Origin of the sequence: Nonomuraea sp. NPDC049269, assembly GCF_043197155.1 — a bacterium.
Classification (GTDB): Bacteria; Actinomycetota; Actinomycetes; order Streptosporangiales; family Streptosporangiaceae; genus Nonomuraea.
Window position 1 is genome coordinate 274,004 of the sequence record NZ_JBICSO010000011.1, and the last position, 13,332, is coordinate 287,335.

The window sequence follows — 13,332 nt, forward strand, 5'->3', positions numbered from 1 at the left end:
CGACCGTGAGCGAGAGTGGGCGGGCCTGGTCTCGTTCGCTTCGGAAGTGGGCCCGGGAGCTCGGCTCGGTGTGGTGAGCGGCCGCCGCCGCCAAGGGAAGAGTTATCTCCTGCAGGCCTTGGCGAGCAGCATGGGCGGCATCTACTTCCCCGCGCTCGAGGTGACGGAGGCGGTGGCGTTGCGCCTCTTCGCGGACGAACTGATCCGATTCACCGGCGCGCCTGTTCCGGCCTTCCGCGATTGGATCGACGCCATCCCCTACCTCTTCAGTGTCGTGCGCGATCGGGCGGCGCCTGTCGTTTTTGACGAGTTTCCGTATCTTGTCAAGGCATCCCCAGAGCTTCCCTCGATCATCCAGCGGGAGTTGGGTCCTGGCGGCTCCGGAGCCGCCAGCACGGCCAGGGTGCTGCTCTGCGGTTCAGCGATGTCGGTGATGGGCGGTTTGTTGTCCGGTACGGCTCCGCTACGCGGACGCGCGGGACTGGAAATGGTCATCAGGCCCTTCGACTACCGCCAGGCCGCCCGCTTTTGGGGGATCAGCGACCCCCATCTGGCGGCCCAGGTCCACGCGGTGGTGGGTGGGACACCGGCCTACCGGAAGGAGTTCGTCCGTGGCGATGTCCCGGCCGGGCCGGCGGACTTCGACGACTGGGTGATCAGATCTGTGTTGAACGCCGAGGTCCCGTTGTTCAGGGAGGCCCGCTACCTGTTGGCGGAAGAGACGGAGATTCGCGACCCGTCGCTCTACCACTCCGTCCTTGCCGCCGTCGCCGACGGCAACACGACGTCAGGGGGAATCGCCGGCTACGTGGGGCGGAAGTCCAACGAGATCGCGCACCCGCTCCGCGTCCTGGAAGACAGCCATCTCCTGGTCAAAGAGCGCGATCTCTTCCGGCCGAACCGCAGCTACTACCGGGTGGCTGAACCGCTCATCACGTTCTATCAGGCGATCATGGTCAGGGAGTGGGCGCGGTTGGAGCGCGGGGACGCGGCGACGGTGTGGCGGGGCAGCAGGGCACGCTTCCTGTCGCAGGTCGTCGGCCCCCATGTCGAGGTGCTCTGCCGTGAGTACGCCCTGCATGCCGATACCGCGGCTGGTGAGGTGGGGAGTGGTGTCGTACCCGATCCCGCCAACCGCACGCAGATCCAGGTCGATGTCGCTGTTCTGGCGCCCGCGGATCACGGACGCCCGCGACGGGTTCTCTCACTGGGCGAGGTCAAGTGGGACAGGGCCATGGGAGCCGAGCATGTGGCCCGGCTCCGGCGCGCGCGCGATCTGCTCACGGCAAAGGGGTACGACACCCGTGACACGGTGCTCACGTGTTATTCGGGCGCCGGATTCACCCGGGGACTCGGCGCCGAACCAGGGAGCGACGTGCACCTGATCACACTTGACGACCTCTACGCTTGATCCTCGAGGGGGCTCTCCAGTTCCGGGATGATCACCGTATCGCTCAGGGGCGCGGGCCGAAGCCCTGGTCGGCGAGCCAGGTGGCGCAGAGGCCCGGCCAGGCGGACGCCGCCGGTTCGTCCTGGGCGAGCCCGAGCCCGTGCCTGCCCTCGGGGAAGACATGCAGCTCGTACGGCGTGCCGACGCGGCCGAGCGCGTCGGCGAAAAGCAGGCTGTTGGCAGCCGGGACCCCTTGATCGGCCGCCGTGTGCCAGAGGAACGTCGGCGGCGTCTCGGCCGTCACGTTGAGGTGCGCGGACAGGGCCGTCGCCTGCTCCTCGGTGCCGTCAGGGCCGAGCAGTTGCCGGCGAGACCCGGAGTGCACGCGCGACCCGGTGAGGTCGATGACCGGGTACCCGAGGATGACGGCATCGGCGCGGTCCCCCTCCTTCGAGGTGGCGAGGGTGGCGGCGAGATGGCCCCCCGCGGAGAACCCCATGACGGCGACCCGCCCGGCCCCCCGCTCCCGGACGACGCGCACCGCCTGGCGCAGGTCGTACAGCGGAGCCGGATGCAGCGGCACGCGCCCCGGCTCGTCCCCGGCCACCCGGTATCGGAGCACGTAGGCGTCGATGCCCAGCGTGACCAGCCAGCGGGCGATGTCCGCGCCCTCGTGGTCGGCCAGCCTGGCGTAACCGCCGCCGGGACACACCACCACCGCGCCCGTGGCCGGGCCGTCCGCGGCGTACAGGGTCAAGCTCGGCGACTCAGCGGTGGCCGGGCCGGGCGGAGTCCCCGGCCAGAGGGGAACGTCGATCATGCCTGGGGACTCTACTCCCCGGAAAGGTTAGGAAACTTTCCTAAAATGGTTGACCGAGGCTCGTCAGGCTCGTTGGATGAGCGGTCATGACCCCCCGTATCATCGCGACCGCCGCACTTGTCGCATCCCTGGCCTTACCGCTGCCCGCTGCCGCCGCCCCAGCGACCTTCGCCCACCCCGGAGTCCTGCTCGGCCGGGGCCAGCTCGACTTCATGCGTACCAAGGTCAACGCGGGTACGCAGCCGTGGAAGTCGGCCTACGACCAGCTGATGGGCCACTCGCTGGCCTCGCTCACCCGCGCCGCCAAGCCCCGCGCCGTCGTCGAGTGCGGCCCCTACTCCAACCCCAACAACGGCTGCACCGACGAGCGCCAGGACGCGCTCGCCGCGTACACGATGGCTCTGGCCTGGTACGTCACCAGGGACGGCAAGTACGCCCAGAAGGCCATCGAGATCATGGACGCCTGGTCCGCGGTGATCAAGGACCACACGAACAGCAACGCGCCCCTGCAGACGGGCTGGGCCGGGTCGGTCTGGCCACGGGCCGCCGAGATCATCCGCTACACGTACACGAGCTGGCCGAACGTCGACCGGTTCGCCACGATGCTGCGCACCGTCTACCTGCCGAAGGTCATCAACGGCTCCAACAGCAACGGCAACTGGGAGCTGAGCATGATGGAGGCGGCCGTCGGCATCTCCGTCTTCCTGGAGGACCGGACGAGCTATGACAAGGCGATCACCAAGTTCCGCGGCCGGGTGCCGGCCTACGTTTACCTCAGCAGCGACGGCGCGCTGCCCAAGGGCGCACCCGGCAGCGGCCTCGACACCCGCGACGAGCTCGTCAAGTACTGGCAGGGGCAGACGACCTTCGTGACCGGTCTCACCCAGGAGACCTGCCGCGACTTCACCCACACCGGCTACGGGATCTCGGCCATCTCCCACGTCGCCGAGACCACCAGGATCCAGGGCCAGGACCTCTACCCGGAGGTCGGCGAGCGGCTCAGGCAGGCGCTCGGCTTCCAGTCGAAGTACCAGCTCGGCGCGGCCGTGCCCTCCTGGTTGTGCGGCGGCAGCCTGAACCTGGGCCTCGGCCCGGTCACCGAGGTCGGCTTCAACCAGCTGCACAACCGCCAGGGCATCCCGATGACGAACACCCAGACGCTCACCGAGCAGCAGCGTCCCGCCGGCACCAACCAGCTCTTCGTCGCCTGGGAGACCCTCACCCACGCGGGCGATTAAGCCTTTCCTTAGGTGAGCGTTGACAACGCCGCCGAGCAGGAGTCGGCTGAGGGCCCACCACGAGCGAGGGGGTGTCCGGATGCAGGTTCCAGCGCCGTTGGAGTACGAGCGTGCCACCAGCGTCGACCACGCCATCGGGCTGCTGGAACGGCTCGGCGGCTCGGCACGGCTCATCGCGGGTGGCCACAGCCTGCTCCCGATGATGAAGTTACGGCTCGCCACCCCCGAATATCTGATCGACATCAACGACCTGCACGCCGAGCTCGGCTACATCAGGGTCGAGCCCGGCCAGGTCCGTATCGGCGCGATGACCAGGCATCGCGAGCTGCTGGAGTCGGCCGAGCTGGCCACGACGTTTCCGATCTTCGGTGACGCCGAGCGGGTCATCGCCGACCCGGTCGTCCGCAACCGGGGCACGTTGGGCGGCTCGCTCTGCCAGGCCGACCCGTCGGAGGACCTGTCGGCGGTCTGCACCACGCTGGGCGCCAGCTGCGTGATCCGCAATCGCGAGGGCGAGCGGGTCGTGAGCATGGAGGAGTTCTACCGGGGTCCGTACGAGACCGCGGTCGAGGACGCCGAGATGCTGGTCGAGATCCGCGTACCGATCCGGCCCAACGGGTCCAGCGCGTACGAGAAGGTCGAGCGGCGGGCCGGCGACTGGGCGATCGTGTCGGCGGGCGCGGCCGTGTGGCTGGACGGCGACGTGATCTCCGACGCCCGCGTCGGGCTCGCCGCGGTCGGCCCGAACACGACGGGCATGCCCGCCGTCTCCGACGCCCTGCGCGGCAGTGAGCCCTCCGAGGCGGTCTACGAGCAGGCCGGAGAGCTGGCCGCGCAGCACTGCGACCCGGTCACGGACATGCGCGGCAGCGCTCTGTACAAGCGCCACCTCGCCAAGGAGCTCACCAGGAGGGCACTGCGCCGCTCCGTCGCCCGGCTCAGAGAAGGGGTGTGACGTGCGCGTATCGATGATCGTGAACGGTGAGGAGGTCACCCGGGAGATCGAGGGGCGCCTGCTCCTGATCCACTTCCTGCGCGACCACCTCGCGCTGACCGGCACCCACTGGGGCTGCGACACCAGCAACTGCGGCACCTGCGTCGTCTGGCTCGACGGCGAGCCGGTCAAGTCGTGCACCGTGCTCGCGGCCATGGCCGGCGGCCACGAGGTGCGTACGGTCGAGGATCTCGAACAGGACGGCAAGCTCGACCCCGTCCAGCAGGGCTTCATGGAGTGCCACGGCCTGCAGTGCGGGTTCTGCACCCCCGGGATGATGATGACGGCCAGGGCGCTGCTCGACCGCAACCCCGACCCCTCCGAGGGCGAGATCCGCGAGGCGATCTCCGGGCAGATCTGCCGGTGCACCGGCTACGCCACCATCGTCCGCTCGGTGCGCTGGGCCGCCGCCCAGGAAGCCCAGGAAGCTCAGGAGGCGACCTCGTGACCAGCACCGAACACCGGCCCGCCGGATTCGTCGACAACGACCAGAAGCCGCTCGGCCACGGCCGGATGCTCCGCAAGGAGGACCCGCGCTTCATCCGCGGCCGGGGCCGCTACGTCGACGACGTGCAACTGCCGTCGATGCTGCACCTGGCGATCCTGCGCTCTCCCGTCGCGCACGCGCGGATCGTGAGCATCGACGTCAGCGCGGCGCAGGCGCACCCGAAGGTCAAGGCGGTCGTCACCGGCGCCGACCTGGCCGCCCAGGGCCTGGCCTGGATGCCCACGCTCTCCAACGACGTGCAGGCCGTCCTGGCCACGGACAAGGTCCGGTTCCAGGGCCAGGAGGTCGCGTTCGTGGTGGCCGAGGACCGCTACTCCGCCCGCGACGCCCTGGAGCTGATCGACGTCGAGTACGACGTGCTCGACCCGGTGATCGACGCCCGCAAGGCGCTCGACCCCGGCGCGCCGGTCATCCGTGACGACCTCGACGGCAAGACCGACAACCACTGCTTCGACTGGGAGACGGGTGACGCGGCGGAGACGGCCGCGATGTTCGACACGGCCGACGTCGTGGTGAGCCAGGACATCGTCTACCCGCGCGTACACCCCGCGCCGATGGAGACCTGCGGCTGCGTGGCCGACTTCGACCGGGTCGAGAGCAGGCTGACCCTGTGGTCGACGACCCAGGCGCCGCACGCTCATCGCACGCTGTACGCGCTGGTCGCCGGGCTGCCCGAGCACAAGATCCGGATCATCTCACCCGACCTCGGCGGCGGTTTCGGAGGCAAGGTCCCGATCTATCCCGGTTACGTCTGCTCGATCGTCGCCTCGATCGTGACCGGCAAACCGGTGAAGTGGATGGAGGACCGCGCCGAGAACCTCACCAGCACCGGCTTCGCCCGCGACTACATCATGCGCGGCGAGATCGCGGCCACCCGCGAGGGCAAGATCCTGGCCATCCGGACGAACGTGCTGGCCGACCACGGCGCGTTCAACGGCGTCGCCGCGCCGACGAAGTACCCGGCGGGCTTCTTCGGCGTGTTCACCGGCAGCTACGACCTGCGGGCCGCCTACTGCAAGATGACCGCCGTCTTCACGAACAAGGCGCCGGGCGGGGTCGCGTACGCCTGCTCGTTCCGTATCACCGAGGCGGTCTACCTGGTCGAGCGGATCGTCGACTGCCTGGCGTACGAGCTGGGGATGGACCCGATCGAGCTGCGGATGAAGAACTTCATCCAGCCCGACCAGTTCCCCTACACGACCAAGACCGGCTGGGTGTACGACTCGGGCGACTACGAGCCCACCATGCGCAAGGCGATGGAGATCGCCGGGTACGACGAGCTGCGCAAGGAGCAGATCGAGCGGCGGGCCCGCGGCGAGCTGATGGGCATCGGCGTCTCCTTCTTCACCGAGGCCGTCGGCGCGGGCCCGCGCAAGGACATGGACATCCTCGGCCTCGGCATGGCCGACGGCTGCGAGCTGCGCGTCCACCCGACGGGCAAGGCGGTCGTCCGGCTGTCGGTACAGAGCCAGGGACAGGGCCACGAGACCACGTTCGCGCAGATCGTGGCCGAGGAGATCGGCATCCCGCCCGCCGATATCGACGTGGTGCACGGCGACACGGACCAGACGCCGTTCGGCCTCGGCACCTACGGCAGCCGATCGACCCCGGTGTCCGGCGCCGCGGCGGCCCTGGTCGCCCGGAAGGTACGCGACAAGGCGCGCATCATCGCCTCCGGCATGCTGGAGGTGTCGGTCGCGGACCTCGACTGGGACAAGGGCGCCTTCCACGTCAAGGGCGACCCTGCCAAGTCCGTCACGATCCAGGACATCGCGCTCCGCGCGCACGGTGCCGGAGACCTGCCCGAAGGCATCGAGGGCGGCCTGGAGGCGCAGATCTGCTACAACCCCGAGAACCTCACCTACCCGCACGGCGCCTACATCTGCGTCGTCGACATCGACCCGGGCACCGCCCAGGTCAAGGTGCGGCGGTTCATCGCGGTGGACGACTGCGGCACCAGGATCAACCCGATGATCATCGAGGGCCAGGTCCACGGCGGCCTCACCGACGGGGTCGGCATGGCGCTGATGGAGATGATCGCGTTCGACGAGGACGGCAACTGCCTCGGCGGCTCGCTCATGGACTACCTCATCCCGACCTCGCTGGAGGTGCCCGACTGGGAGACGGGCTTCACGGTGACCCCCTCACCGCACCACCCGATCGGCGCCAAGGGCGTCGGCGAATCGGCCACCGTCGGCTCCCCGCCGGCGATCGTCAACGCGGTCGTCGACGCGCTCAAGCCGTACGGCATCCGCCACGCCGACATGCCGCTCACCCCCTCGCGGGTGTGGGACGCCATGCGCGGCGTGCCCACGCCGCCGATCTGACCTCGGAGCCGTACATGCCGCACACCAAACGCATGGAGGAACTGGTCGCCGGGCGCGTCCCGTTCGTCCACGCGGTCGTCGTCCGGGCGCAGCTGCCCACGGCGGTCAGTCCGGGCGACGACGCCATCATCCTGCCCGACGGGTCCATCGAGGGGTTCGTCGGCGGGCAGTGCGCCGAGAGCTCCGTGCGTACGGCGGCGCTCGGGGCGCTGTCGGACGGGCGGACGGTGCTGCTGCGGGTGCTGCCGGAGGGCGAGCAGGGCTTTCCCGACTCGCCCGGCGCGCAGGTCGTGGTGAACCCCTGCCTGTCCGGGGGCGCGCTGGAGATCTTCCTGCAGCCGCTGCTGCCGCCTCCGGTGCTCTGGGTGGTCGGCTCCTCGCCGATCGCCACGGCCCTCGCCACCCTGGCCGTGCCTTTGGAGTTCACGGTACGCATCGCGGCGCCCCCGCCTGGTGCGGCCGGTCCGCTCGGTCCAGCCGGTGCGACCGCGGCCGTCGTGTGCAGTCACGGGCGCGGCGAGCAGGAGGCGATCCGGGCTGCGCTGGACGCCGGTGTCGGCTATGTCGGACTGGTGGCCAGCCATCGGCGCGGGGCGGTGGTGCTGGCGGAGATGGAGCTGAGCGACGACGAGCGCCGCCGGGTCCACTCACCGGCCGGCCTCAGGATCGGCGCCCGTACGGCACCGGAGATCGCGCTGTCGATCCTCGCCGAGATCGTGGCCGCCATCCGCACCGGCGACCTGGCGGAGAATGTGGCCGCTGTCAGCACCGGAGACCTCGCCGAGACCGTGGCCCCGATCCGTACCCGTACCGGCGACCTCACGGAGTCCGAGCGTCCGCGTCCCGAGGTCGCGATCGATCCCGTGTGCGGGATGACCGTGACCGTGTCCGCCGAGACCCCGCACCTGGTTGCCGACGGCGAGGACGTGTGGTTCTGCGGCCCGGGATGCCGCGACCGCTTCGCCCGGGCGGGCGGGCGGTAGGGACGTGGCGGACAACGGCGCACCCCAGCCCGACCACACAGCACCTCCCGCGGCCCCCGCGCATGATGTGTCGTTCGCTTTCGCCGGTGCTGACGACATCCGCCGACGTCTCGACGAGCTCGACTATCTGGTGGACGACGGTACGGCGGCGGCGCTGTTCTTCGCCATCAGCCTCGGCCAGCCGCTGCTGCTGGAGGGCGAGCCCGGAGTCGGCAAGACCACGGCCGCCAAGGCCCTGGCCCGCGCCCTGGCCACCCCGCTGATCAGGCTCCAGTGCTATGAGGGCCTGACCGCCGGCGAAGCCCTCTACGAGTGGAACTACCAGCGCCAACTGCTGGCCATCCGCCTGGCCGAATCCCACCACGACAGGCTGAACGACGCCGACCTGTTCAGCGAGGCATTCCTCCAGGAGCGCCCGATCCTCCAGGCCATCAGGCACCGCGGGCCGCAGCCACCCGTACTCCTGATCGACGAGATCGACCGCGCGGACGACGAGTTCGAGGCGCTGCTGTTCGAGTTCCTCGGGGAGGCGGCGATCACCATCCCCGAGCTTGGCACCTTCACCGCCGAACGCCGCCCGGTCGTCATCCTGACCTCCAACCGCAGCCGCGACCTGCACGACGCGCTACGCAGGCGCTGCCTGTACCACTGGATCGACTTCCCCGCCCCGGAGCGGGTGGCGGAGATCCTCCGGCGTACGGTCCCCGCCGCGAACGAGGCACTGATCCGCTCCGCCACCGACTTCGTCGGCCAGGTACGCCGCATCGACCTAGACAAGGCGCCGGGCATGGCGGAGACGATCGACTGGGTCTCGGCGCTGTCCTCCCTGGGTGCGACGCAGCTGGTCAGAGCGGATGTCGTACGGACGCTGAGCACCATCGCGAAGACGGTGGACGACCGCGCCGCCATCACTGAGGCGCTCGACCGCCTGGACTGCGACCTGACCTCCAGGAGAGGCGTATGAAGATCGACAACGAGTTCACGGTCAGCGTCCCCATCGAACGGGCCTGGGAAGTGCTCACGGACCTGGAGGGCATCGCCCCGTGCATGCCGGGCGCCCGCCTCACAGGTGTGGAGGGCGACGTCTACTCGGGCAAGGTACGGGTGAAGGTGGGGCCGGTCGTCTCCGAGTACGCCGGAACGGTCAGGTTCCTGGAGAAGGACGACGCCGCCCACCGTGCCGTCATCGACGCCAAGGGCCGCGACTCGCGCGGCGCGGGCAACGCCTCAGCGGCCATCACCGCCCACCTGCGCGCCGACGGGCCGCGCACGGTCGTCTCGGTGGACACGGACCTGAAGATCTCCGGCAAGGTGGCGCAGCTCGGCAGCGGCATGATCAAGGAGGTCTCCAACAAGCTGCTGGGCCAGTTCGTGAACTGCCTCGAAGCCAAACTCACCGCCGAACCGGCCGCCCCGCCCCCAACCCAGCCCACCCCAGCAACCGCGCCTGACTCCACCCCAGCGCCCGACCTCACGCCCCCGCCTGACCCCGCACTCTCCGACCTCGCCTCCGACCACACCGCTGCCCCCGCCGCCTCCGCCCCCGACGCGGCGCCCGCGACCGCCTCTACACCCGCCCCTGGCCCGGGGCCCTCGACCGCATCCCGGCCAGCACCCGCCTCCGCTTCCGCGCCCGCCTCCGGGCCGGCGTCCGCCTTCGACGGCGCGCCTGCCTCTGATGCCGCGCCCACCCCTGAACCCGCGCCCGTACCTGACGTCACTCCCACTCCCACCCCCACCTCCGACTCCGCCTCCACCCTCACATCCGCGGCTGAGCCAGTCGTGCCGGACACAGAGGCAGAGCAAGGCGATCGAGCCGAAGCCGACGAGCGGCCGGTCGAGGAGGCGCCGGTTTCACGTGCCATCACGCCCGATGTCGAGCCGGCGCCGCTGGACATCCTGGGCGTCGCAGGTGGGGCCGTCTACAAGCGCCTGATACCCCTGGTTGTCGGGATCGTCGTGGTCATCGTGGCCGTGATCGTCATCTGGGCCGTTGTCTCGTAGCGGGCCCGAGTCACCCGCCACGACGGCCACTTTGCTGGCAGGCGTCGACCGGGCAGCGTTTGCCGCGGCGCTGGCCGTACGGCTGAGGCGGCACGGTGTGCCCGTGGGTTTCACCGGCATCGAGGACTTCACCCGCGCCCTCACGATCGCGCCCCCAAGCTCGCTGCCAGACCTGTACTGGGCCGCGCGCATCAGCCTGGTGCGGCGGCAGTCGGAGATCGAGCCCTTCGACGAGGTGTTCGCGGCCGTGTTCCACGCCACGGGCCCCGCGTTCGACCCGCACGCCCGACGCCGCCCCCTCGGCCTGGCGAACGGCGCCGCCGACCAGGCGTTCGCACCCCTACCGACCGCTCCCCACGGCGGCGATGACCCGGGCGGACTGCCCTGGATGACGCTGCCGACGGTGGTGGCGACCGCGGAGGGTTCGGACGGCCCGGCGGTGCCGGAGCGCTTGCCGAGTGACGCCGAGGGGCTGGCCGACGTGCCGTTCGAGCAGCTCGGCGACCAGGAGTGCGAGTTGCTCGGCGCGTGGCTCGCGGCGACCGTGGCCGCCTGGCCGGTACGGCGCAGCCGAAGGCTGGCGGTGTCGTCGAGAGGGCGCGCGATCGCGGTACGTGCCACGCTGGCCCGTGCTCGCCGCACCGGCTGGGAAGCGCTCCGGCTGGCCAGGCAGCGGCCCGTCGACCGGCCCCGGCGGGTGATCATGCTCTGTGATGTCAGCCAGTCGATGCAGGCCCAGGCGTCGGCGTACCTCCAGCTGATGCGGGTGCTCGCGGTGGTGGCGGACGCGGAGGTGTTCGCGTTCGCGACGACGCTGACCCGGCTGACGCCGGTGCTCGCGCACCGCTCGGCGACCGCCGCGATCGAGCTGGCCTCTGAGCGGGTGAGCGACCGGTTCGGAGGTACGCGGATCGCGACCAACGTACGGGCACTGCTGGCCTCGCACCACGGCGCGAAGGTGCGGGGCGCCATCGTGCTCGTCGGCTCCGACGGCTGGGACGCCGACCCACCGGAGGAACTGGGCGCCGCGATGGCCCGGCTGCGCCGCCGAGCGCACCGAGTGATCTGGATGAACCCCCGAGCCGCCGCCCCCGGCTTCGAACCACGCGTGGCCGGGATGGCGGCCGCCCTCCCGTACTGCGACGTGCTGCTACCCGCCGACACCTTCGGCTCGCTCCGCACCGTACTCACGGAGCTCGCCCGCGCCTGAAGACGCCCCGTCCTGGGTGACTTCGGCTCGATCGGGCTGTGTCACGTCGCCGCAGGTTTCAGTGACGCGATGATCGAGTTCGCCAAGGGTTTCGCCACCTGGGATCTCGCCCCAGGCCACTACATCCTCCAGGCGGCCGGAGGGGTGGTCCTCGATCTCCAGGGCCGTCCCATTCCGCTGGACTACAGGTTCGGCACCATGGACGACATCCGGAAAGCCATGGACCACCGACGCAAGTTTGTCGCCGCCTCCAGTCTGCCCCTAGCCCGAGAGATTCTCTCCGCCATGACCCTCACCGGATGAGCATGCCGATGCGCCCCGCACCATGCTCGCGCGGAGTGGTGCGCGCACGTGCCTGAGTACCCTTCATCCGCCGCTGGCGGACCTGCGACCAGTTCGGTCACGGGCACGAGTCCCGAGCCCGCGGCGGGCTCTACCTGCTGTGGGTGGCTTCGAGGTCGGACTGGTGTGCGACGGCCCAGAGGCCCAAGGCGCGTACCGGCCCCAAGAAGGAGCGGCCCAGGTCGGTGAGCGCGTAGTCGACACGCGGCGGGACTCTCGGATGGACCGTGCGGCTGATCAGACCGTCCTCTTCGAGGGCGCGCAGCGTACGGGTGAGCATGCGGCGGCTGAGCCCCTCCACGGACCTGTCCAGCTCGTTGAAGCCGTGCGCGCCGCGCTCCAGGATCGACAGGATCACGACGCTCCACTTGTCACCCACCCGGCGCAGCACGCTGGTCGCGGGGCAGTTCTCGTGCTCAGCCACCGTGACGGGGACCGTGATGGTTGCAGGGGACATGAATGTGCCTTCTTTCGGACCTTTCGCCAGTTGGCCAAAGATCAGGGTACGCACATCGACCTCCAAGGGGGATTTATCGTGATCGTGGTCAGCGGAGCGTCCGGGCAGCTCGGACGCCTCACCGTCGGGCACCTGCTCCAGCGGGTGGACGCCGCCCGAGTCGTGGCGTTGTCCCGTACCCCTGATGCCGTCGCCGATCTCGGGGTGGCCACCCGGTACGCCGACTTCGACGATCCGGCCAGCCTGCCCGGTGCGCTGGAGGGCGCGGAGCGGCTGCTGATGATCAGCATGGGCTCGCTCACCGGGGCGCCTCGCGGGCACGTCAACGCCATCGAGGCGGCGGTCAAGGCGGGGGTAGGCCAGGTGATTTACACATCGTTCGCCAGGGCGGGCGAGCCGGGCCAGCCCCAGGCGCTCATCCAGAACCACGGGGAGACCGAGCGGCTGCTGGCCGAATCAGGGTTGACGTTCACGGCGCTGCGGTTCAACCAGTGGCCGGAGATGTGGAACCTCGTCGGCCTGCCCGCCATCGCCGTCGCCACCGGGGTGCTGCCCAGCAATTCGGGGGACGGCCGGGTGGGACACATCACCCGCGACGACAGCGCCGCCGTCGCCGCGGCCGTGCTGGCCGAGGGCGGCTGCGAGGGGCAACTCCTCGAGGTCACCGGCCCGGAGGCGGTCACGGACGCGGACGTGGCCGACGCGCTCGCCCAGGTCACCGGCCGCCCGGTCCGCTGCGAACAGGTCTCGGACACCGACCTGGCCGCGACGCTGTCCGGCCATGGGCTCCCCGAGATGTACGTTCAGGGATGGACGGGCCTGGGGACGTACAAGCGTGACGGCTGGTTCGACGTGACCACACACGCGGTCGAACACCTCACCGGCCGCAAGCCCACCCCGATCGCCGACTACTTCGCCGCCTCAGAGCGGACCGGGTAGTTCTGCGCGACCTGATCGCTGAGGTGCGCGTGGGCTGGCCTGTTCTCCGCCCCCTCAACAAATCCTCAACAAGTTCTCAACACCGCCCGGCGCACCATGCGGAGCGCCAGTTGGTCAACA

Annotated in this window: 13 protein-coding genes; 11 read left to right on the top strand and 2 right to left on the bottom strand. The window is 70.2% G+C overall.

The genetic code is table 11. The annotated features are described in order from the left end of the window. The first annotated feature begins 130 nt into the window (after positions 1-130). A complete protein-coding gene (locus ACGFNP_RS50645) occupies positions 131-1,411 on the top strand; it encodes an ATP-binding protein (RefSeq protein ID WP_393330533.1) in 1,281 nt (426 codons plus the stop codon). Positions 1,412-1,454: 43 nt separating this feature from the next. Here the strand turns inward: ACGFNP_RS50645 and ACGFNP_RS50650 are convergent, their stop codons facing one another. After that, complete coding sequence (locus ACGFNP_RS50650) at positions 1,455-2,210, bottom strand: alpha/beta hydrolase (protein ID WP_393330536.1); 756 nt, start codon at positions 2,208-2,210, stop codon at positions 1,455-1,457. Between the two features lie 86 nt (positions 2,211-2,296). On the opposite strand from ACGFNP_RS50650, the gene ACGFNP_RS50655 reads away from it, so the two are divergent. The 9 genes from ACGFNP_RS50655 to ACGFNP_RS50695 all read left to right on the top strand — a co-directional run bounded on the left by ACGFNP_RS50655 (position 2,297) and on the right by ACGFNP_RS50695 (position 11,777). Continuing rightward, on the top strand, positions 2,297-3,448 hold the full coding sequence (locus ACGFNP_RS50655) for an alginate lyase family protein (protein ID WP_393330539.1): 1,152 nt from the start codon (positions 2,297-2,299) through the stop codon (positions 3,446-3,448). Positions 3,449-3,527: 79 nt separating this feature from the next. Continuing rightward, complete coding sequence (locus tag ACGFNP_RS50660) at positions 3,528-4,403, top strand: xanthine dehydrogenase family protein subunit M (RefSeq protein ID WP_358320119.1); 876 nt, start codon at positions 3,528-3,530, stop codon at positions 4,401-4,403. Position 4,404: 1 nt separating this feature from the next. Then, positions 4,405-4,890 (top strand): (2Fe-2S)-binding protein, encoded by a 486-nt coding sequence (locus tag ACGFNP_RS50665; protein ID WP_393330542.1) that lies wholly within the window; start codon positions 4,405-4,407, stop codon positions 4,888-4,890. Further along, positions 4,887-7,277 (top strand): aerobic carbon-monoxide dehydrogenase large subunit, encoded by a 2,391-nt coding sequence (locus ACGFNP_RS50670; RefSeq protein WP_358320116.1) that lies wholly within the window; start codon positions 4,887-4,889, stop codon positions 7,275-7,277. The genes ACGFNP_RS50665 and ACGFNP_RS50670 overlap by 4 nt, the downstream gene beginning before the upstream one ends. A gap of 14 nt (positions 7,278-7,291) precedes the next feature. Next, positions 7,292-8,260, top strand: coding sequence for an XdhC family protein (locus ACGFNP_RS50675; RefSeq protein WP_393330545.1), 969 nt, complete (start codon positions 7,292-7,294; stop codon positions 8,258-8,260). Between the two features lie 4 nt (positions 8,261-8,264). Then, positions 8,265-9,224 (top strand): AAA family ATPase, encoded by a 960-nt coding sequence (locus ACGFNP_RS50680; protein ID WP_393330547.1) that lies wholly within the window; start codon positions 8,265-8,267, stop codon positions 9,222-9,224. Continuing rightward, complete coding sequence (locus ACGFNP_RS50685; protein WP_393330550.1) at positions 9,221-10,264, top strand: SRPBCC family protein; 1,044 nt, start codon at positions 9,221-9,223, stop codon at positions 10,262-10,264. Before ACGFNP_RS50680 ends, ACGFNP_RS50685 begins: the two co-directional genes overlap by 4 nt. After that, positions 10,254-11,474 (top strand): VWA domain-containing protein, encoded by a 1,221-nt coding sequence (locus ACGFNP_RS50690; RefSeq protein ID WP_393330553.1) that lies wholly within the window; start codon positions 10,254-10,256, stop codon positions 11,472-11,474. Before ACGFNP_RS50685 ends, ACGFNP_RS50690 begins: the two co-directional genes overlap by 11 nt. Before the next feature lie 36 nt (positions 11,475-11,510). Next, positions 11,511-11,777, top strand: coding sequence for an inositol monophosphatase family protein (locus ACGFNP_RS50695; protein WP_393331175.1), 267 nt, complete (start codon positions 11,511-11,513; stop codon positions 11,775-11,777). Positions 11,778-11,907: 130 nt separating this feature from the next. Here ACGFNP_RS50695 and ACGFNP_RS50700 read toward each other — a convergent pair whose 3' ends face one another. Beyond that, positions 11,908-12,273: a winged helix-turn-helix transcriptional regulator gene (locus ACGFNP_RS50700; RefSeq protein ID WP_393330555.1), complete on the bottom strand. Its 366-nt coding sequence runs from the start codon at positions 12,271-12,273 to the stop codon at positions 11,908-11,910. A gap of 78 nt (positions 12,274-12,351) precedes the next feature. Here ACGFNP_RS50700 and ACGFNP_RS50705 point away from each other — a divergent pair, with 78 nt between their 5' ends. Further along, entirely contained in the window at positions 12,352-13,212 is an 861-nt protein-coding gene (locus ACGFNP_RS50705; RefSeq protein ID WP_358320091.1) for an NAD(P)H-binding protein, read from the top strand. Positions 13,213-13,332: the final 120 nt, after the last annotated feature.

Coding starts and splice junctions, on each gene's coding strand:
- ACGFNP_RS50645 (WP_393330533.1), top strand. CDS start 131: ATGGGCGGCATCTACTTCCCCGCGCTCGAGGTGACGGAGGCGGTGGCG.
- ACGFNP_RS50650 (WP_393330536.1), bottom strand. CDS start 2,210: ATGATCGACGTTCCCCTCTGGCCGGGGACTCCGCCCGGCCCGGCCACC.
- ACGFNP_RS50655 (WP_393330539.1), top strand. CDS start 2,297: ATGACCCCCCGTATCATCGCGACCGCCGCACTTGTCGCATCCCTGGCC.
- ACGFNP_RS50660 (WP_358320119.1), top strand. CDS start 3,528: ATGCAGGTTCCAGCGCCGTTGGAGTACGAGCGTGCCACCAGCGTCGAC.
- ACGFNP_RS50675 (WP_393330545.1), top strand. CDS start 7,292: ATGCCGCACACCAAACGCATGGAGGAACTGGTCGCCGGGCGCGTCCCG.
- ACGFNP_RS50685 (WP_393330550.1), top strand. CDS start 9,221: ATGAAGATCGACAACGAGTTCACGGTCAGCGTCCCCATCGAACGGGCC.
- ACGFNP_RS50700 (WP_393330555.1), bottom strand. CDS start 12,273: ATGTCCCCTGCAACCATCACGGTCCCCGTCACGGTGGCTGAGCACGAG.